Annotated in this window: 17 protein-coding genes; 16 read left to right on the top strand and 1 reads right to left on the bottom strand. The window is 71.9% G+C overall.

From position 1 onward, the window contains the following. The first annotated feature begins 14 nt into the window (after nucleotides 1-14). From rpe to C1N91_RS08765, 16 genes are all read left to right on the top strand, one after another. Complete coding sequence (gene rpe / locus C1N91_RS08840; protein WP_137767423.1) at nucleotides 15-674, top strand: ribulose-phosphate 3-epimerase; 660 nt, start codon at nucleotides 15-17, stop codon at nucleotides 672-674. Nucleotides 675-787: 113 nt separating this feature from the next. Next, nucleotides 788-1,051, top strand: a complete 264-nt coding sequence (locus C1N91_RS08835; protein WP_058726551.1) for a phosphoribosyl-ATP diphosphatase — start codon at nucleotides 788-790, stop codon at nucleotides 1,049-1,051. Nucleotides 1,052-1,126: 75 nt separating this feature from the next. Further along, nucleotides 1,127-1,966, top strand: a complete 840-nt coding sequence (gene hisG, locus C1N91_RS08830; protein WP_137767422.1) for an ATP phosphoribosyltransferase — start codon at nucleotides 1,127-1,129, stop codon at nucleotides 1,964-1,966. A gap of 62 nt (nucleotides 1,967-2,028) precedes the next feature. Further along, the gene (hisF, locus tag C1N91_RS08825) at nucleotides 2,029-2,784 is read left to right on the top strand and encodes an imidazole glycerol phosphate synthase subunit HisF (protein WP_137768749.1); all 756 of its coding nucleotides are present in this window, start codon (nucleotides 2,029-2,031) and stop codon (nucleotides 2,782-2,784) included. A 67-nt stretch (nucleotides 2,785-2,851) separates the two neighbouring features. Then, nucleotides 2,852-3,277: a phosphoribosyl-AMP cyclohydrolase gene (hisI, locus tag C1N91_RS08820; RefSeq protein ID WP_137767421.1), complete on the top strand. Its 426-nt coding sequence runs from the start codon at nucleotides 2,852-2,854 to the stop codon at nucleotides 3,275-3,277. Further along, nucleotides 3,274-4,818 (top strand): anthranilate synthase component I, encoded by a 1,545-nt coding sequence (locus tag C1N91_RS08815; protein ID WP_137767420.1) that lies wholly within the window; start codon nucleotides 3,274-3,276, stop codon nucleotides 4,816-4,818. The genes hisI and C1N91_RS08815 overlap by 4 nt, the downstream gene beginning before the upstream one ends. After that, entirely contained in the window at nucleotides 4,815-5,615 is an 801-nt protein-coding gene (locus C1N91_RS08810; RefSeq protein WP_137767419.1) for a Trp biosynthesis-associated membrane protein, read from the top strand. The genes C1N91_RS08815 and C1N91_RS08810 overlap by 4 nt, the downstream gene beginning before the upstream one ends. Then, nucleotides 5,612-5,851 carry a DUF6704 family protein gene (locus tag C1N91_RS08805; protein WP_137767418.1) on the top strand — a complete coding sequence of 80 codons (240 nt, stop codon included), beginning with the start codon at nucleotides 5,612-5,614 and terminating at the stop codon, nucleotides 5,849-5,851. The genes C1N91_RS08810 and C1N91_RS08805 overlap by 4 nt, the downstream gene beginning before the upstream one ends. A 14-nt stretch (nucleotides 5,852-5,865) precedes the next feature. Next, nucleotides 5,866-6,666, top strand: a complete 801-nt coding sequence (gene trpC / locus C1N91_RS08800) for an indole-3-glycerol phosphate synthase TrpC (protein ID WP_137768748.1) — start codon at nucleotides 5,866-5,868, stop codon at nucleotides 6,664-6,666. Nucleotides 6,667-6,728: 62 nt separating this feature from the next. Next, nucleotides 6,729-7,943 carry a tryptophan synthase subunit beta gene (trpB, locus tag C1N91_RS08795; protein ID WP_137767417.1) on the top strand — a complete coding sequence of 405 codons (1,215 nt, stop codon included), beginning with the start codon at nucleotides 6,729-6,731 and terminating at the stop codon, nucleotides 7,941-7,943. Next, nucleotides 7,940-8,743, top strand: a complete 804-nt coding sequence (trpA, locus tag C1N91_RS08790) for a tryptophan synthase subunit alpha (protein ID WP_137767416.1) — start codon at nucleotides 7,940-7,942, stop codon at nucleotides 8,741-8,743. The genes trpB and trpA overlap by 4 nt, the downstream gene beginning before the upstream one ends. A 201-nt stretch (nucleotides 8,744-8,944) precedes the next feature. Continuing rightward, nucleotides 8,945-9,940 carry a prolipoprotein diacylglyceryl transferase gene (gene lgt, locus C1N91_RS08785; RefSeq protein WP_137767415.1) on the top strand — a complete coding sequence of 332 codons (996 nt, stop codon included), beginning with the start codon at nucleotides 8,945-8,947 and terminating at the stop codon, nucleotides 9,938-9,940. 214 nt (nucleotides 9,941-10,154) lie between these two features. After that, the gene (gene gltB / locus C1N91_RS08780; RefSeq protein ID WP_302640935.1) at nucleotides 10,155-14,762 is read left to right on the top strand and encodes a glutamate synthase large subunit; all 4,608 of its coding nucleotides are present in this window, start codon (nucleotides 10,155-10,157) and stop codon (nucleotides 14,760-14,762) included. Nucleotides 14,763-14,821: 59 nt separating this feature from the next. Beyond that, complete coding sequence (locus C1N91_RS08775; protein ID WP_137767414.1) at nucleotides 14,822-16,279, top strand: glutamate synthase subunit beta; 1,458 nt, start codon at nucleotides 14,822-14,824, stop codon at nucleotides 16,277-16,279. Between the two features lie 139 nt (nucleotides 16,280-16,418). Next, a complete protein-coding gene (gene pyk, locus C1N91_RS08770; protein WP_058729696.1) occupies nucleotides 16,419-17,864 on the top strand; it encodes a pyruvate kinase in 1,446 nt (481 codons plus the stop codon). Nucleotides 17,865-18,265: 401 nt separating this feature from the next. Further along, on the top strand, nucleotides 18,266-19,342 hold the full coding sequence (locus C1N91_RS08765) for a VIT1/CCC1 transporter family protein (RefSeq protein WP_137767413.1): 1,077 nt from the start codon (nucleotides 18,266-18,268) through the stop codon (nucleotides 19,340-19,342). 60 nt (nucleotides 19,343-19,402) lie between these two features. Here C1N91_RS08765 and C1N91_RS16715 read toward each other — a convergent pair whose 3' ends face one another. Next, nucleotides 19,403-19,942, bottom strand: coding sequence for an HdeD family acid-resistance protein (locus C1N91_RS16715; protein ID WP_175415970.1), 540 nt, complete (start codon nucleotides 19,940-19,942; stop codon nucleotides 19,403-19,405). Between the last annotated feature and the right edge of the window lie 186 nt (nucleotides 19,943-20,128).

The following is a 20,128-nucleotide window of genomic DNA, read 5'->3' as shown; positions in this document are numbered from 1 at the left end:
GGTAGGGTTGCACGGTGACGATCCGCATCTCGCCGAGCATCCTGTCCGCCGACTTCGCCAACCTCGAGCGGGAGCTGCACCGCATCGAGAGCGCCGACATGGTGCACGTCGACGTCATGGACAACCACTTCGTGCCGAACCTCACGCTCGGCCTGCCGATCGTGCAGCGCCTGCAGGAGGTCTCGCCGGTGCCGCTCGACGTGCACCTGATGATCACCGACGCCGACACGCAGGCGCCGAAGTACGCCGAGACGGGCGCCTCGAGCGTCACGTTCCACTTCGAGGCCGCCGACGACCCGGTGGCGACCGCCGCGGCGATCCGGTCGAACGGGGCCCGCGCCGCCGTCGCCGTGAAGCCCGGCACGCCGATCACGCAGGTGCTCCACCACCTCGACGCCTACGACATGATCCTGCTCATGACGGTCGAGCCCGGGTTCGGCGGCCAGTCCTTCATGCCGTCCGTGATGCCGAAGCTGGCCGACGCCCGTGCCGCGGTCGACGCCTCCGGGCTCGACGTGTGGCTCGAGGTCGACGGCGGCATCGCGGTGGACACGGTGCCCGAGGCGGTCCGCAGCGGTGCCGACACGCTCGTCGCCGGGTCCGCCGTGTACGGCGGCGAGCCCGCCCAGCGCATCGCCGACCTGCGTCAGGCGGCAGCGGCGGTCGGCGCGTGACCGACGTCGCAGGCCGCGCGACGGCGGACGCGACCGACGAGACGGACGCGACCGGTGCCTCCCGTCCGGACGGTGCGTCGGCCGTGTCCGCGCAGGACGGTAGCCTGGACCCCGTGAAGACGTTCGACGACCTGTTCGCGGAGCTGACCGAGAAGGCGCGCACGCGCCCCGAGGGCTCCGGCACCGTCGCCGAACTGGACGCCGGCGTGCACCAGATCGGCAAGAAGATCGTGGAAGAGGCCGCCGAGGTCTGGATGGCGGCCGAGTACGAGGGCGACGAGCGCACCTCGGAGGAGATCTCGCAGCTGATCTACCACCTCCAGGTGCTCATGGTCGCGAAGGGGCTCACCCCGGCGGACGTCTGGCGACATCTGTAGGCACCCGCGACGCGCCGACCGAGCGCAGCCGCGACCCGCAGTCGTCCCGACCTCCAGCAGAAAGCAGACCCCCTGATGCTCCGCATCGCCGTGCCCAACAAGGGCTCGCTGTCCGAGACCGCCTCCGAGATGCTCAGGGAGGCCGGGTACGCCGGTCGCCGCGACCCGAAGGCGCTCCACCTGCTCGACGAGCGCAACGGCGTCGAGTTCTTCTTCCTCCGCCCGCGCGACATCGCGACCTACGTCGGCTCGGGCGCGCTCGACGTCGGCATCACCGGCCGCGACCTGCTGCTCGACTCCGGGTCTGCGGCGCACGAGGTCGACGCGCTCGGGTTCGCCGACTCGACGTTCCGGTTCGCCGGCACGCCGGGGCGCTTCACCGAGCTGCAGGACCTCGACGGCGTGCGGGTCGCGACGAGCTACCCGGGGCTGGTGGGCGAGTTCCTCGCGCAGCACGGGGTGACCGCGACGCTCGTGAAGCTCGACGGGGCCGTCGAGAGCGCGGTGCGCCTGGGGGTCGCGGACGCCGTGGCCGACGTCGTCTCCACCGGGAGCACCCTGCGCGCCGCGGGTCTCGAGATCTTCGGGCCGGTCATCCTCGAGTCGACCGCACTGCTCATCTCGACCGACGAGACCATCCCGGGCATCGACGTGCTCCGTCGTCGCCTGCAGGGCGTGCTCGTCGCGCGCGGCTACGTCATGCTCGACTACGACATCCCGACGGACCTGCTCGAGCAGGCCACCGCGGTGGCGTCGGGCATCGAGTCGCCCACCGTCTCGCCGCTGCACGGTCGTGACTGGTCGGCGGTCCGGGTGATGATCCCGCGCGAGGACGCGAACCTCATCATGGACGCGCTCTACGACCTCGGCGCGCGCGCCATCCTCGTCAGCCCGATCCACGCCGCACGCCTGTGAACGCGGCAGCGCAACCGGACGGCACCGGGTCGGACAGCGGCGCCGCCGGTGTCGCCGGCGGGGTGTCGGTCCGGGTCATCCCGTGCCTCGACGTGCAGGGTGGTCGCGTCGTCAAGGGCGTGAACTTCCTCGACCTGCAGGACGCCGGTGACCCGGTCGAGCTCGCGGCCCGCTACTACGAGCAGGGAGCCGACGAGCTGACCTTCCTGGACGTCGGAGCCACGGTCGAGAACCGGGCGACGATGTACGACACCGTGACCCGGACAGCCGAGCAGGTCTTCATCCCGCTCACCGTCGGCGGTGGCGTCCGGAGCGTCGACGACGTCTCCCGCCTGCAGCAGTGCGGCGCGGACAAGATCGGCGTGAACAGCGCGGCGATCGCCCGACCCGCGCTGGTCGGCGAGATCGCGGACCGCTTCGGCGCGCAAGCGGTCGTGCTGTCGCTCGACGTGAAGCGCTCGGACCGGATGCCGTCCGGCTTCGTCGTCACCACGCACGGCGGTCGCACCGAGTCGGACCTCGACGCCATCGACTGGGCCCGTGAGGGCGTCGAGCGTGGCGCGGGCGAGCTGCTCGTCAACTCGATCGACGCCGACGGCACGAAGAACGGCTTCGACCTCGAGCTCATCGCCGCGGTGCGCGCGGTCTCGTCGGTCCCGGTCATCGGTTCGGGAGGCGCTGGTCGCGTCGAGCACTTCGCCCCGGCCGTCGAGTCGGGCGCGGACGCCGTCCTCGCCGCCAGTGTCTTCCACCGCGGCGAGATGACCATCGGGGACGTCAAGGCAGCGCTGCGCGCCGCCGGCCACCCCGTCCGCTGACACCCGTCCGCGGACGACCGCCCGCCGGCATCCGTCCGCCGGCACCCCGCCGTAGGCTAGGAGTCCCATGACCGACAGCACCAGCACCAGCACGGAGGCGGTCCTCGACCGCGCACGGTTCGGACACGACGGGCTGCTCCCCGCAGTCGTGCAGGAGGAGTCCTCGAAGGACGTCCTCATGCTCGGCTGGATGGACCGCGAAGCCCTCCGCCGCACCCTCACCGAGGGCCGCGTGACCTTCTGGTCGCGGTCGCGGCAGGAGTACTGGCGGAAGGGCGACACATCCGGGCACGCGCAGTACGTCCGGGCCGCGGCGCTCGACTGCGACGACGACACCCTGCTCGTCACCGTGCAGCAGGTCGGGGCGGCGTGCCACACCGGTGCGCACAGCTGCTTCGAGGTCGATCCGCTCGACCCGGTGACGGCGTCCGCGCCGGCCGGGGCCGTGACCGACGCGCACGGAGTGAGCACGGCCGTGGAGGAGACCCGATGAGCACCGCCACCGGCGCGGAGGAACCGCGCACGACCTCCCGGCAGGCCTTCGACGAGCTGCTCGACGGCCACCGCGTCGTCCCCGTCGTCCGCGCCCTGTACGCCGACAGCGAGACGCCCGTCGGCGTCTACCGCAAGCTCGCGGACGGCCGTCCCGGGTCGTTCCTGCTCGAGTCCGCCGGCCAGGGCGGGCTGTGGTCGCGGTGGTCGTTCGTCGGGGTCCGGAGCTTCGGCGTCCTGACCCAGGACGGCGACCGGGCCGCATGGATCGACACGGGCATCCCGGCGTCCCGCGCCGTGGACTCGCTCGACGGCGCGCCCCTCGACGTCCTGGCGCGCCTGCACGACCGGTGGGCGACCCCGCGCGTGCCGGGCACCCCGCCGCTCGTCGGCGGCACCGTCGGGTTCATCGGGTGGGAGGCCGTCCGGCAGCTCGAGCACCTGCCGGACGTCCCCCCGGCCGACTTCGAGGTCCCCGGCCAGGCGCTGGCCTTCGTGTCGGAGCTCGCGGCGCTCGACCACCGGACGGGCCTCGTGCTCCTGGTCGCGAGCGTCCTCAACGACGGGACCGACGACGCCGACACGATGTGGTCGGACGCCCAGGTGCGGCTCGACCGGATGCAGGCGGACCTGGTGCAGCCGAGCCCGGCGACCGTGGCCGAGGCGTTCGAGATCGCCGAGCCGACCCCGCGCCACCGGACGACGCCCGAGGACTACATGGCCGCGGTCGAGCGGTCGAAGGACTTCATCCGCGACGGCGACGTCTTCCAGGTCGTGATCTCGCAGCGGTTCGACCACGACGTCACGGCCGACCCGCTCGACGTCTACCGGGTGCTGCGGACCCTGAACCCGAGCCCGTACATGTACTTCCTCGCGCTGGCGGACACCGACGACGAGCGCTTCTGGATCGTCGGCGCCTCACCGGAGGCCCTCGTGAAGGTGCAGGACGGTCGGGCGATCACCCACCCGATCGCCGGCTCCCGGCCCCGAGGGGCGAGCCCGGTCGAGGACGTGCGCCTCGGCGACGAGCTGCTCGCCGACCCGAAGGAGCGCGCCGAGCACCTGATGCTCGTCGACCTCGCCCGCAACGACCTGCAGAAGGTGTGCGAGCCGGGGACCGTCGCGGTGACCGAGTTCATGACCGTCGAGCGCTTCAGCCACATCATGCACCTGGTGTCGAGCGTCGAGGGGTCGGTGCGACCGGGAGCCTCCGCGATCGACGTCTTCCGGGCGACCTTCCCGGCCGGCACGCTGTCAGGCGCACCGAAGCCGCGTGCGCTCGAGATCATCGACGAGCTCGAGCCGGCGACGCGCGGCGCCTACGCGGGGGTCGTCGGCTACTTCGACTTCGCCGGCGACGCCGACCTGGCGATCGCGATCCGCACCGCCCTGATCAAGGACGGTGTCGCGCGTGTCCAGGCCGGCGCCGGACTCGTCGCCGACTCCGACCCGCACACCGAGCACGTCGAGGCGGTCAACAAGGCCGCCGCGCCCCTGCGTGCCGTCGCGACCGCGAACCGCATGCGCGAGGTCCGCTCGTGAAGCGCTCCCGCCCGCTCGTCGTCGTCGCCGGCCTGGCCGTCGCGGGGATCGTGATGCTCGCCTGGACCCAGACCTGGTTCACGGTGCACCTGCACGCCGGCACCGCGGTCGTGCCTCGGGTCGTCGCCGACGGTGCCGCCGTCGTGCCGCAGTACACGGCGCTGGCGATCGCGAGTCTGGCGCTGTTCCTCGCACTGACGATCGCCGGCCGGGTGCTCCGTGTCGTGCTCGCGGCGGTCGAGGTGCTGCTCGGCCTCGCGGTCGTCGCGACCGGCATCGGTGCGCTCGCCGACCCGGTCGCCGCCTCGAAGGGCGCGGTCGGCGAGGTCGCCGGCGTCAGCGACACCGCGGCCGTGCGCCAGGTCGTCGACCGGGTGGACGTGACCGCATGGCCCGCCGTGGGCATCGCCGGCGGTGTGCTCGCCGTGGTGCTCGGCATCGTCGTGTTCGTCGTGCAGCGGAACTGGCCCGGTCCGACACGGAAGTACGCGGCCGCGACCGCGGGCGCCGCTGCCGACGCCCGTGCCGCCGCTCCGACCCAGCGCGACGCGATCACCGACTGGGACGACCTGAGCGCCGGGGACGACCCGACCGCCGGCCCCGTCGCCGGACCTGCCGAGCCGAGTGTCGGCACGGCCGGCGCGCCGGCTGCTGCGCCCGCCGCCGGGCACGGTGGCGACGCCACCGCGGCGACGCCCGGGGTCGGCGCGGTGGGGGAGTCGCCCACGACCGACACGGTAGGATCGGAGCGGCGCCGATCGGACGACGGCGCCGGAGCAGAACGAGGAGCACCGTGAGCAACACTGAGCCCGCAGAACTCGGCGAAGGCCACTCGCCCGCCGCCTGGACCGCCGTCGTGATCATGCTGATCGGCTTCGCGGCAGGCACGCTGTTCTTCTGGTTCGACGTGGCCTGGGGCGTCTGGGCCTCCGCTGCCGTCGTGGTGATCGGTCTCGTCGTCGGCGCCGTGATGGCGAAGGCGGGCTACGGCGTCAACGGCCCGAAGTTCGTCCCCAAGCACCACTCGGAGTAGTCACCGTGCCGAACGTGCTCGAGACCCTCGTCGCGGGCGCGCTCGAGGACGCAGCCGCCCGTCGTGCCGACCGTCCGACCGCCGAAGTCGAACGTGACCTCGACCGGGTGGCGTCGCCCCTCGACGCCCTCGCGTTCCTGGCGCCCGGCGATCGGGTCAAGATCCTCGCCGAGGTCAAGCGCGCGAGCCCCTCGCGCGGCTCCATGGCGCCCATCGAGGACCCGGCCGCCCTCGCCGCCGACTACGAGCGCGGCGGCGCGTCGACGATCAGCGTCCTCACCGAGGGACGGAAGTTCCTCGGCAGCCTCGCCGACCTCGAAGCGGTGAAGGCGCGCGTGTCGCTGCCGGTGCTGCGCAAGGACTTCATCGCGGAGCCGTACCAGGTGCTCGAGGCCCGCGCGGCCGGCGCCGACCTGGTGCTGCTCATCGTGGCGGCGCTGGAGCAGCGGCAGCTCGTCGAACTGCACGAGCTCGCCGAGCAGCTCGGCATGCGCGTCCTGGTCGAGGCGCACTCCGGGGACGAGGTCGCCCGCGGCCTCGACGCAGGTGCGCGGATCCTCGGCGTGAACGCGCGCGACCTCACCGACTTCTCGCTGGACCGCGACCTGTTCGGCTCGCTCGCCGACCGCATCCCCGACGGGGTCGTGCGCGTCGCCGAGTCGGCCGTCGCCGGTCCTGCCGATGTCGCCCACTACCGCGCTGCGGGGGCCGACGTCGTCCTGGTGGGGGAGGCGCTCGTCACGGGCGCGGACCCCGCCACCACCCTCGCGTCGTTCATCGCCGCAGCGGACGGCTCCGGCCGCCCGCGCGCCTGACCGACACCGTCCCACCGGTCACTCCGCACGTCGGGGTGACCGAACACCCCGGGAGACCCAACGTGACCTCACTCCGTGACCTGCAGGGCCCGTACTTCGGCGACTTCGGCGGACGCTTCGTCCCCGAGTCGCTCGTGCTCGCGCTCGACGAGCTCGAGACCGCCTTCCGCGAGGCCTGGGCGGACCCGGCGTTCCGCGCGGAGCTCGACACGCTGCAGCGCGAGTACACCGGTCGCCCGTCGATCATCACCGAGGCGCCGCGGTTCGCGCAGCACGCCGGTGGCGCCCGGATCATCCTCAAGCGCGAGGACCTCAACCACACCGGTTCGCACAAGATCAACAACGTGCTCGGTCAGGCCCTCGTCGCCAAGCGGCTCGGCAAGACCCGGCTGATCGCCGAGACCGGTGCCGGGCAGCACGGCGTCGCGACCGCGACGGCCGCGGCCCTGTTCGGCATGGACTGCGTCGTCTACATGGGGGCGGTCGACACCGAGCGCCAGGCGCTGAACGTCGCCCGCATGCGGCTCCTCGGTGCCGAGGTGATCCCGGTCGAGACCGGTTCGCGCACCCTGAAGGACGCCATCAACGACGCCCTGCGCGACTGGGTGGCGAACGTCGACTCGACGCACTACCTGCTCGGTACGGTCGCGGGACCGCACCCGTTCCCGGAGATGGTCCGCGAGTTCCACAAGGTGATCGGGGAAGAGGCCCGTCAGCAGGTCCTGGATCGCGTCGGTCGCCTGCCGGACGCCGTCGCCGCGTGCGTCGGCGGTGGGTCGAACGCGATGGGCATCTTCGAGGCGTTCCTCGACGACGAGTCCGTCCGGCTGCACGGCTTCGAGGCCGGCGGCGACGGCATCGAGACCGGTCGGCACGCGGCGAGCATCTCGCTCGGCCGCACCGGTGTGCTCCAGGGCACGATGTCGTACCTCATGCAGGACGAGGACGGCCAGACCATCGAGAGCCACAGCATCTCCGCCGGGCTCGACTACCCGAGCGTCGGCCCCGAGCACGCCTACCTGGCGTCGATCGGCCGTGCGCAGTACAGCCCGGTCACCGACACCGAAGCGATGGAGGCCTTCCGCCTGCTCGCCCGCACCGAGGGCATCCTGCCGGCGATCGAGTCGGCGCACGCCCTCGCCGGTGCGATCACGCTCGGCAAGGAGCTCGGTCCCGACGGCGTCGTGCTGGTGTCCCTGTCCGGACGTGGTGACAAGGACGTCGCGTCCGCCAGTCGTTACTTCGGCATCCTCGACGAGAACGCGGTGCAGCTGTGACGAACACCGAGACGAACCGGTCGGTCGCGACGACGATCGACACCGCCAACGCCGAGCGCGCCGGAGCCGTCGTCGGCTACCTGCCCGCCGGCTTCCCCGACCTGCAGACGAGCGTGGACGCCGCGGTCGCCCTCGCCGAGAACGGCGTCGACGTCATCGAGCTCGGCCTGCCGTACTCCGACCCCGTGATGGACGGCCCGGTCATCCAGCGCGCCGCCGAGGAGAGCCTGGCGAACGGCTTCCGCGTCGCGCAGGTCTTCGACGCGGTCGACCAGATCACGAACCGGGTCGACGTCCCCGTGCTCGTGATGACCTACTGGAACCCGGTGCTCCGCTACGGTGTGGACCGCTTCGCCGACGACCTGGTCTCGGCCGGCGCGTCCGGGCTGATCACGCCGGACCTCATCCCGGACGAGGGTCGCGCCTGGATCGACGCGTCCGAGCGCACCGGGCTCGACCGCGTGTTCCTCGCGGCGCCGTCCTCGACGGACGCCCGCATGGAGCAGGCGGTCCACTCGAGTCGCGGCTTCGTCTACGCGGTGTCGACGATGGGCGTCACCGGTGCACGGGTCGGTGTCGACACCGCCGCCCGCACCGTCGTCTCACGACTCCGTGACGCCGGCGTGGAGCGCACGTGCGTCGGCCTCGGCATCTCCACCGCCGACCAGGTGCGCGAGGTCCTCGAGTACGCGGACGGCGCGATCATCGGCTCCGCCTTCGTGCGTGCCCTCGCCGACCTCGGCGTCCAGGGGGTCGCGGACCGCGCGGCCGACCTGACCAGCGGCGCCGTGCGCGGCTGACGCAGCCACCCCCGCGGACGGGAGGCGCGGTGCGGTGGGCCGACCGGCTCACCGGTACCGCGCCTCCCGTCCGTCCTGATCACGGTTCCCACAGGACCGGCCCCCTGGTTCCTGACGGGCGCGGTTCCCGCGCTACAGTGAGCGGGGCCGACCCTCCAGCGGCACCGCGGCCGTCCAGCACCGAAAGGCGACAGCACCTCCATGCCCCTCCTGAGCATCCCGAGCCCGAGCACCGCGTGGCAGTACTTCGACCTGACCGCCTGGGTCCGCGACGTCTTCGGGTTGTCGCTGCCGCTCGACTTCCGGATCCACGCGTACGCCATCTGCATCCTGCTGGGCATCGTCGCTGCCGTCGTGCTGGCGAACCGTCGGCTCAACGCACGCGGGGTCGAGCGCTGGATCATCATCGACATCGCGATCTGGGCGGTGCCGGCGGGCATCATCGGCGGCCGGCTCTTCCATGTGTTCACGCACGTCAGCGACTACTTCGGTCCCGGGCGTGACCCGCTGTCGTTCCTCTACGTGTGGGAGGGCGGCCTGGCGATCTTCGGCGCGCTCATCCTCGGATCGCTCGGCGCGTACATCGGGTGCCGCCAGGTCGGCCTGCGCTTCTCGACCCTGATCGACGCCATCGCGCCGGGCGTGCTGCTCGCCCAGGCCTTCGGCCGCCTCGGCAACTACTTCAACCACGAGCTCTTCGGCATGCCGACGAGCCTGCCGTGGGGTCTCGAGATCGAGTCGACGAACGCCGCGTTCCCGAAGGGCCTGCCCGAGGGCACGCTCTTCCACCCGACCTTCCTCTACGAGATCATCTGGAACGTCGTCGGCGTCGTCGTGATCCTGCTGCTCGACAAGCGCTTCCGGCTGCAGTGGGGCAAGGTCATGGCGCTCTACCTGATCTGGTACGGCACCGGCCGTTCGGTGCTCGAGTCCATCCGCGTCGACACGAGCGAGACCTTCTTCGGGATCCGCACCAACGTGTGGATGTCCTTCGCCGCGATCCTGCTCGGCATCGTGATCTTCCTCGTGCAGACGCGTCGGCACACCGGTGCGGAGCCGAGCCCGTACCTGCCGGGTCGCGAGCCGCGTCGGACCTCCGATGTAGACTCGGACGACACCTGGTCGGAACACGACGACGACGCTCCGGCGACCGACGTCGACGCCGATCCGGTCCCTGCAGCAGGCCGCGCGCGGTAACTCCGCGACCGGCAGCACCGCTCCGCGGACGGCACCCGCCGGTCACGGAGCACCCTCCGCACGGTCGGGTCACCACGAGTGGCCCCGCCACCTCGCGCGTCGTCTGCGCACCCTCCACGGCGACGCGCACGGGCACCAGTCCCGCCCGCTCGGGCGGAACGCACCACCGGGCCACCGACGTCCCTGTTCCACTTCCTCGTGAGGACGGTTCCCCATGGCGCTCCAGCCAGACCCTGCCCCCCGTTCGACGCGCTCCCTGCAGCAGGCGCACCGACGCTTCTCGGCCGTGCCCGAGGCCACGGGTGCGTACGACCCGGCGAACGAGAAGGACGCCTGCGGCCTGGCGATGGTCGCGACGCTCCGCGGCACCGCCGGGCACGACATCGTCGACGCCGCGCTCGGCGCGCTCCGGAACCTCGAGCACCGTGGTGCCGTCGGGTCCGACGCCGGCACCGGTGACGGTGCGGGCATCCTGTGCCAGGTGCCGGACGCGTTCCTCCGCGACGAGGTCGACTTCGACCTGCCCGCGGCGGGGGAGTACGCCGTCGGCACGGCGTACCTGCCCGTCGACGAGGACGAGCGCCACGCGGTGAAGGGCGCCGTCGAGCGCATCGCCCGCGAAGAGGGCCTCAAGGTGCTCGGCTGGCGCGAGGTGCCCGTGCGACCCGACGTGCTGGGCACGCTCGCGCGTGCGGCGATGCCGGCGTTCGAGCAGCTCTTCGTGGCCTCGACCCGGCACGACGTGCACGGTGCCGCGTGGAGCGGGATCGCCCTCGACCGGCAGGCGTTCCGGCTGCGCAAGCGCGCGGAGCACGGCGTCGAGGTCTACTTCATGTCGCTGTCGAGCCGGACGATGGTCTACAAGGGCATGGTCACGACGCTCCAGCTCGAGCCGTTCTACCCGGACCTCAGCGACGAGCGCTTCGCGTCGAAGCTCGCGATCGTGCACTCCCGGTACTCGACGAACACGTTCCCGTCGTGGCCGTTGGCGCAGCCGTTCCGCACGCTCGCGCACAACGGTGAGATCAACACCGTCCGCGGCAACCGCAACTGGATGCGGGCGCGCCAGTCGCAGCTCGAGAGCGAGCTCCTCGGCGACCTCGCCCCGCTGCTGCCGATCGTCAGCCCGGGCGCGAGCGACTCGGCGTCGTTCGACGAGACCCTCGAGCTGCTCACCCTGACCGGCCGCTCGCTGCCGCACGCGGTGTCGATGATGGTGCCAGAGGCCTGGGAGAACCAGGTCGGGATGGACCCGGACCTCCGGGCGTTCTACGAGTACCACTCGATGCTCATGGAGCCGTGGGACGGACCGGCGGCGATCACGTTCACCGACGGAGCGGTCGTCGGTGCGACGCTCGACCGCAACGGCCTGCGCCCCGGGCGCTTCCTGGTGACCGACGACGGGCTCATCGTGATGGGGTCGGAGACGGGTGTCATCGACGTCCCGCCGGCCAAGGTCGTGCGTAAGGGCCGCCTGCGTCCCGGCCGGATGTTCGTCGTGGACACCGAGGCCGGGCGGATCATCGAGGACGACGAGGTCAAGCGCGAGCTGGCGACCTCGGGGCCCTGGGCGCAGTGGCTCGACGAGGGCCGCATCAACCTGAGCGACCTCCCGGAGCGCGAGCACATCGTGCACACCCCGGCGTCCGTCACCCGGCGCCAGCGTGCCTTCGGCTACACCGAGGAAGAAGTGCGCATCCTGCTCCGCCCGATGGCGCAGACCGGCGCGGAGCCGCTCGGTGCCATGGGTTCGGACACGCCGATCGCCGTGCTCTCCGAGCGTCCCCGTCTGCTGTTCGACTACTTCACGCAGCAGTTCGCGCAGGTGACGAACCCGCCGCTCGACTCGATCCGTGAACAGGTCATCACCTCGATGGGGATGGGCCTCGGGCCGGAGCGCAACCTGCTGAGCGCCGGGCCCGAGCACGCGAAGCAGATCGTGCTCGACTTCCCGGTCATCGACAACGACGAGCTGGCGAAGATCCAGCACTTCGAGACGGAGTCCGGTCGCCACCTCACGGTGACGATCAAGGGCCTGTACCGCGTCGACGCGGGCAAGAAGGCGATGCAGAAGCGCATCGCGGCGGTCTGCGACGAGGTCGACCAGGCGATCGAGTCGGGCAAGCAGTTCATCGTGCTGTCCGACCGTGACGGCAACGCCGAGCAGGCGCCCGTCCCGAGCCTCCTGCTGCTCGCGGCCGTGCACCACCACCTCATCCGCACCGAGCAGCGCATGAAGGTCGGGCTCATCGTCGAGGCCGGCGACGTGCGCGAGGTCCACCACGTCGCCACCCTGATCGGGTACGGCGCCTCGGCGATCAACCCGTACCTGGCGATGGAGACGTGCGAGAACCTCGTGCGTTCGGGCATGATCACCGGCATCACGCCGGAGCAGGCCGTGAAGAACGTCATCAAGGCGCTCGGCAAGGGCGTCCTGAAGATCATGTCGAAGATGGGCATCTCCACGGTGTCCAGCTACGCCGGTGCCCAGGCGTTCGAGGCGGTCGGCCTCAGCCAGGAGTTCGTCGACCGGTACTTCACCGGGACCTCGTCGATCCTCGGTGGTGTCGGCATCGAGGTGATCGCGAAGGAGAACGCCGAGCGGCATGCCCAGGCGTACCCGCAGGATGGTGCGGTGCTGTCGCACGAGCGGCTGCAGACCGGCGGCGAGTACCAGTGGCGCCGCGAGGGTCCGCCGCACCTGTTCAACCCGGACACGGTCTTCCGGCTGCAGCACGCCACGCGTGCGCGTCGGTACGACATCTTCCGCGAGTACTCGCAGGCGGTCGACGACCAGTCCGAGGAGCTCATGACGCTCCGCGGGCTGTTCCGGTTCCGTCACGGCGTCCGGAAGCCGATCGCGCTCGACGAGGTCGAGCCGATCGAGTCGATCGTGAAGCGGTTCAACACGGGCGCGATGTCCTACGGGTCGATCTCGCAGGAGGCCCACGAGACGCTCGCGATCGCGATGAACCGCCTCGGCGCGCGCTCGAACACGGGTGAGGGCGGCGAGGACGTCGAACGGCTGCTCGACCCCGAGCGTCGCAGCGCGATCAAGCAGGTCGCCTCCGGGCGCTTCGGCGTCACGAGCATGTACCTGACGCACGCCACCGACATCCAGCTGAAGATGGCGCAGGGCGCGAAGCCCGGCGAGGGCGGCCAACTGCCCCCGACGAAGGTCTACCCCTGGGTCGCGCGGACCCGACACGCGACCGCCGGCGTCGGGCTCATCTCGCCGCCGCCGCACCACGACATCTACTCGATCGAGGACCTCAAGCAGCTCATCTTCGACGTCAAGCGGGCGAACCCGTCCGCTCGCGTCCACGTGAAGCTGGTGAGCCAGTCCGGCATCGGCGCGGTCGCCGCCGGCGTGACGAAGGCCCTGGCCGACGTCGTGCTCGTCTCCGGCCACGACGGCGGGACGGGGGCGTCCCCGCTCAACTCGCTCAAGCACGCGGGCACCCCGTGGGAGATCGGCCTGGCCGAGACCCAGCAGACCCTCATGCTGAACGGCATGCGCGACCGCGTGGTCGTGCAGGTCGACGGGCAGATGAAGACCGGCCGCGACGTGGTCGTGGCGGCGCTGCTCGGCGCCGAGGAGTACGGCTTCGCGACGGCTCCGCTCGTCGTCGAGGGCTGCATCCTGATGCGCGTCTGCCACCTGGACACGTGCCCGGTGGGGGTCGCGACGCAGAACCCCGAACTCCGCAAGCGCTTCACGGGCAAGCCCGAGTTCGTCGTGAACTTCTTCGAGTTCATCGCGCAAGAGGTGCGAGAGCTCCTCGCCGAGCTCGGGTTCCGCTCCCTCGACGAGGCGATCGGGCAGGTCGACGCACTCGACACCGACCGTGCGATCGAGCACTGGAAGGCCTCCGGGCTCGACCTCGCGCCCGTGCTGCACGGACCGGAGTTCGCCCGCGACGAGCCCCGCCGGCACGTCCGCGAGCAGGACCACGAGCTCGACGAGCACTTCGACGTGCAGCTCATCGCGCAGACGGCGGACGTCCTCGAGCACGGCGGCTCCGTCGCGCTCGACCTGCCGATCCGCAACACCGAGCGGGCCGTCGGCACCATGCTCGGCCACGAGGTCACGCTGCGGCACGGCGAGCACGGCCTGCCCGCCGGGTCGATCGACGTCACGCTGCGCGGGTCGGCCGGACAGTCGCTCGGTGCGTTCCTTCCCGCAGGCATCACGCTCCGCCTGGTCGGCGACAGCAACGACTACGTCGGCAAGGGCCTGTCCGGCGGCGCGATCGTCGTCCGCCCGGACACCGAGTCCGGCTTCGACCCGTCGGAGAACGTCATCGCCGGCAACGTCATCGGCTACGGTGCGACGCAGGGGAGCATGTTCATCCGCGGCATCGTGGGTGAGCGCTTCCTCGTCCGGAACTCTGGCGCCACGGCGGTCGTCGAGGGTGTGGGCGACCACGCACTCGAGTACATGACCGGCGGGCTCGCGCTGATCCTGGGCGAGACCGGTCGGAACCTCGGCGCAGGCATGTCCGGCGGCACCGCGTACGTGCGCGGGCTCCGTCGGGAGCACGTGAACGCCGACGCGCTCGCGACCGGTGAGCTGCGGCTCGAGGAGCTCGACAGCGCCGACGTCGAGATCGTCACCGACCTGCTCCGGCAGCACCTCGCGGAGACCGGGTCGACCGTCGCCGGCGACCTGCTCGAGTCCGGTGACCTGGGCGACTTCGTCAAGGTGCTGCCGCGCGACTACGCCGCGGTGCTCGCGACCCGTCAGCAGGCGGTCGACGAGGGCCTCGACCCGGACGGCACGGTCGTCTGGAACCGCATCCTGGAGGTGACCGGTGGCTGACCGCACCGCGACCCCAACGTCCATCCCCAGCACCACCCAGCACGAGCAGGAGGCGAACCGTGGCTGACCCGAAGGGCTTCCTCAAGGTGCAGGAGCGCGAGCTCCCGCCCCGTCGACCCGTCCCCGTGCGACTCATGGACTGGAAGGAGGTCTACGAGCAGCAGGAGTCCGGCGCCCTGAAGCGGCAGGCCGGTCGCTGCATGGACTGCGGCGTGCCCTTCTGCCACCAGGGCTGCCCGCTGGGCAACCTCATCCCGGAGTGGAACGACCTGACGTGGCGTGGTGAGGGCCGCCAGGCGATCGAGCGGCTGCACGCCACGAACAACTTCCCGGAGTTCACCGGCAAGCTGTGCCCGGCCCCGTGCGAGGCGTCCTGCGTGCTCGGCATCAACCAGCCGCCGGTGACCATCAAGCAGGTCGAGGTCTCGATCATCGACGAGGCCTACAAGAACGGCTGGGTGACCCCGCACCCGCCGGAGCGCCTGACGGGCAAGACCGTCGCGGTCGTGGGCTCCGGTCCCGCCGGCCTCGCCGCCGCCCAGCAGCTCACGCGGGCGGGGCACACCGTCGCCGTCTACGAGCGCGACGACCGCATCGGCGGTCTGCTGCGCTACGGCATCCCGGACTTCAAGATGGAGAAGCGCCAGATCGACGCGCGGCTCGCCCAGATGCAGGCTGAGGGCACCCGCTTCCGCGCCGGCGTCGAGATCGGTGTCGACATCACGTGGGACGACCTGAAGTCCCGCTACGACGCGGTCGTCGTCGCCACCGGCGCCACGGTGCCGCGCGACCTCCCGATCCCGGGACGCGACCTCGCGGGCGTGCACTACGCCATGGAGTACCTCGTCCAGCAGAACAAGGCGAACGCCGGCACGACCGTCGACAACCAGGTCACGGCCGAGGGCAAGCACGTCGTCGTCATCGGCGGCGGCGACACCGGTGCGGACTGCATCGGCACGGCCCACCGCCAGGGCGCCCTCAGCGTGACGAACCTGGCGATCGGCAAGCAGCCGCCGCTCGAGCGTCCGTCCGAGCAGCCGTGGCCGATGTTCCCGACGGTGTTCGAGGTCACGAGCGCCCACGAGGAGGGCGGCGAGCGGCACTTCCTGGCGTCGACGGTCGAGTTCCTCGGCAACGCCGCGGGCGAGGTCCGTGCGCTGCGGGTCGCCGAGACCGAGTACCTCGACGGCCGTCGCGTCCCGAAGGCCGGTACCGAGCGGGAGATCCCGGCGGACCTGGTGCTCATCGCGATGGGCTTCACCGGCCCGGAGACCGACACGATCGAGCCGCAGCTCGGACTCCCGACCACGGTGTCCGGCGCAGTCGCACGCCAGGCGGACTACTCGACGAACGAGCCCGGCGTGTTCGTGGCGGGCGACGCCGGCCGCGGTCAGTCGCTCATCGTCTGGGCCATCGCCGAGGGGCGCGCCGCCGCATCCAAGGTCGACGCGTACCTCGAGGGCTCGACGATCCTGCCGGCACCCGTCAAGGCGACCGACCGCGCACTCACGGTCTGACGCCGTGAACGCACACGGAACACCGGTCCACCGATGAGCAGCAGGCCACCGGCACTCGATAGGGTGCTGGTGGCCTGCTCTCGTTCCGCGCGGCCCCACAGCGCGGAAACCGGCACCACCCACCACACGAAGGAACCCATTGAGACGCGCAAAGATCGTTTCGACGCTCGGTCCGGCTACGTCGGACTACGAGACCGTCAAGGAGATCATCGAAGCGGGCGTCGACGTCGCCCGCCTCAACCTCAGCCACGGTGACTACAGCGTCCACGAGGCGAACTACGAGAACGTCCGTCGCGCCGCCGCGGACCTCGGCAAGCCGGTCGCGATCCTCGTCGACCTGCAGGGCCCGAAGATCCGACTCGCGAAGTTCGCCGACGGCCCGCACGAGCTCGCCGTCGGCGACGTCTTCACGATCACCACCGAGGACGTCCCCGGCTCGAAGGAGATCTGCGGCACGACGTTCAAGGGCCTGCCGCAGGACGTCAAGCCCGGCGACCCGCTGCTCATCGACGACGGCCGAGTCCGCCTGCGCGTGCTCGACACCGACGGCGTGCGCGTGCGCACCGAGGTCGTCGTCGCCGGCACGGTCTCGAACAACAAGGGCATCAACCTGCCCGGCGTCGCCGTCAACGTCCCCGCGCTGAGCGAGAAGGACGAGGCCGACCTCCGCTGGGCGATCCGCCAGGGCGCCGACCTCATCGCGCTGTCGTTCGTGCGCAACGCCGCCGACGTCGACCGCGCGCACGAGATCATGGACGAGGAGGGCAAGCGCCTCCCGATCATCGCCAAGGTCGAGAAGCCGCAGGCCGTCGACGCGCTCGAGGAGATCATCGACGCCTTTGACAGCATCATGGTCGCCCGTGGTGACCTCGGCGTCGAGCTCCCGCTCGAGGCCGTCCCGATCGTGCAGAAGCGCGCCGTCGAGCTCTCCCGCCGCATGGCAAAGCCGGTCATCGTCGCGACGCAGATGCTCGAGTCGATGATCTCGTCGCCGATCCCGACCCGTGCGGAGACCTCCGACGTCGCGAACGCCGTGCTCGACGGCGCGGACGCGGTCATGCTCTCCGGCGAGACCAGCGTCGGCGAGTACCCGGTGCAGACCGTGCGCACGATGGCCCGCATCGTCGAGTCGACCGAGGACCACGGCCTCGAGCGCATCGCCCCGCTCGGCACGAAGCCGCGCACGCTCGGTGGTGCGATCACGCTCGCCGCGGTCGAGATCGCGGAGTTCACCGAGGCGTCCTACCTCTGCGTGTTCACCGAGTCCGGTGACTCGGCGCGTCGCATGTCGCGCCTCCGCCACGGCCTGCCGATCATCGCCTTCACCCCGAACGAGGCCACGCGTCGCCGCATGGCGCTCACCTGGGGTGTCCGCTCGTTCCTCGTGGAGCGCAAGACCCACACCGACGAGCTGTTCTCGCAGGTCGACGACGTGCTGCTCGCGAACGGTCTCGCCGCCCCCGGCGACCGGGTCATCGTGACGGCGGGTTCGCCTCCCGGACTCGAGGGCTCGACGAACGACCTGCGCGTGCACCGCGTCGGCGACGCGCACGCCGAGGCGGCTCCCGCCTACGTGCGGGACTGACCCCGGATCACCACGCCGCAGGGCGCGGACGGGAGGCACGGTGCGGGTTCCGCACACCGCCTCCGGTGCGCGCCCTGTCGCGTTCCTGCCCCGCACGCCCCGCCCGGCCGGCGGCGGTCTCGACACGCCGGCGTGGCCCCGAGACGCACCGGAGTGAGTGAGACGCCGCCGGATCCGGCGCCGTCTCGTCGGATTGGCGGCGCCTCACCGGGGCGGCGGTGTCTCACCGGGACGGCGGTGTCTCACCGGGACGGCGGCGTCTCACCGGGACGGCGGCGTCGCACTGAGACGGCGGTGTCTCACCGGGACGGCGGCGTCCGGCGGCGGCCGGGACGTGCCGGAATCGGCCACCGGCGGTGCGGCGTGACCAGCCGCCCGGGCGAGCGGGCAGGATCGGTGCTGTGAGCCTCCAGGACGACCGCCCCACCGCACCGACCGCAGCGGACGTGCGCCGCTGGCGCCGCTACCTGGCGGACGAGCGCGCGGAGGCCGCGGTCTACCGGAACCTGTCGACGCGCCGCTCCGGCGAGGAACGCGAGATCCTCGCGGCGCTGGCCGACGCCGAGGGACGGCACGAACAGCACTGGCTCGACCTGCTCGGTGACGACGTCGGACGGCCGCTCCGCGGCAGCCTGCGCACCCGGGTGCTCGCCGCGCTCGCGAAGCGCTTCGGCTCGGTGTTCGTCCTCGCGCTCATGCAGCGCGCCGAGGACCGGTCACCGTACGCCGACGACGACGACGCGACCGCGCGGATGGCGGCGGACGAACGGATCCACGGCGAGGTCGTCCGCGGTCTCGCGAACCGCGGCCGGATGCGGCTGTCGGGCACGTTCCGCGCGGCGGTCTTCGGCGCCAACGACGGGCTCGTCTCGAACCTCGCGCTGATCATCGGCATCAGCGCCTCGGGGGCCGACCGGCACTTCGTGCTGCTCAGCGGCATCGCCGGGTTGCTCGCCGGCGCGCTGTCCATGGGAGCGGGGGAGTACGTCTCGGTGCGGTCGCAGCGCGAGCTGCTCGACGCCTCGGCACCGCACCCCGAGGCCGGGCGGGCGGTCGCCGACCTGGACGTCGACGCGAACGAGCTCGCCCTCGTCTACCGTGCACGGGGCATGGACGAGGCCGCAGCGCAGGCGCACGCGGCCGAGGTCCTGGGCGGTCGGACCGTGACGGCGGCCGCCGCGACTGACGAGCACGAGGCCGTCGGGAGCGGCACGAGCGCGGCGGTGTCGAGCTTCTGCTTCTTCGCCTCGGGCGCGATCATCCCGGTGCTGCCGTACCTGTTCGGGCTCGAGGGGTGGCCGGCGATCGTCCTCGCGGCGGTGCTGGTCGGCATCGCGCTCCTCGGCACCGGCGCGGTCGTGGGTGTGCTGAGCGGGGCCTCGCCGCTCAAGCGCGCGCTTCGGCAGCTCGCGATCGGGTTCGGTGCGGCCGTCGTCACCTACGGGCTGGGGCTGCTGTTCGGGACCGGGAGCGCGTAGCGCCGCCGAGGGCTGTGACGGTCGTGGCCCTCGACGGTGCGAGGCTGCGGTCGGTGCGGCTCAGCGGCGAGCAGCCGCGCGCGGCGGCAGCAGCAGGAGCGCCGCGGCGCCGACGACGACCAGGGCGATGCCCGAGAACACCGTGAACACCGTCAGCGCCAGTCCGGGGGCGACGAGCACGACCACACCGCCGATGAGCGAGAGCAGTCCGCTCACCGCGGTCGGCAGCCGCGAGGATCCAGGGTGCCCCACGAACGCGCCGACCAGCGCGGCGACGCCCTCGAGCAGGAACGCCACCCCGGCGAGCACGGCGTAGACCAGCAGCGGGATCGCGGGGTCGACGAGGGTCACCAGGCCGGCGACCCCGACCAGGCCGCCGACGATGCCCGACGTCCAGCGCCAGACGGCGGTCGTGCCGTGTCCGCGCACGGCTGCGACGACGCGCATCGTCCCCGCCGCGACCAGGTAGACCCCGAACACGAGTGCGACGAGGACGAGGGACGGCTCGGGCCAGACCACGGCGACGATGCCGAGCACGATCGCGACGACGGCCGTGACGACGACGAACGCGCGGAACGAGCGCACGGCGCGAGAGTCCACGGGTGCCCCTTCCGCTCGGTCCGCGAGGACCCCGACGGTACCCGTGGGCGGTGGTCGGCGTCCGCGGTCGGCCCCGGACACCCCGGACACCCCGGTCACCGCGGTCACCGCGGTCACCCCGGTCGGGCCGGGAGGCGCGGTCGGGCCGGGAGGCGCGACGTGCGTCGTCCGATCGGCCGGCGACGT

The organism is Curtobacterium sp. SGAir0471 (assembly GCF_005490985.1).
Classification (GTDB): domain Bacteria; phylum Actinomycetota; class Actinomycetes; order Actinomycetales; family Microbacteriaceae; genus Curtobacterium.
This window is presented reverse-complemented; position numbering and strand designations above follow the sequence as displayed.

Bases quoted from the DNA above. Each gene is read 5' to 3' on its own strand.
- hisG (WP_137767422.1), top strand. From the start codon at position 1,127: ATGCTCCGCATCGCCGTGCCCAACAAGGGCTCGCTGTCCGAGACCGCC.
- hisI (WP_137767421.1), top strand. From the start codon at position 2,852: ATGACCGACAGCACCAGCACCAGCACGGAGGCGGTCCTCGACCGCGCA.
- lgt (WP_137767415.1), top strand. From the start codon at position 8,945: ATGCCCCTCCTGAGCATCCCGAGCCCGAGCACCGCGTGGCAGTACTTC.
- gltB (WP_302640935.1), top strand. From the start codon at position 10,155: ATGGCGCTCCAGCCAGACCCTGCCCCCCGTTCGACGCGCTCCCTGCAG.
- C1N91_RS08815 (WP_137767420.1), top strand. From the start codon at position 3,274: ATGAGCACCGCCACCGGCGCGGAGGAACCGCGCACGACCTCCCGGCAG.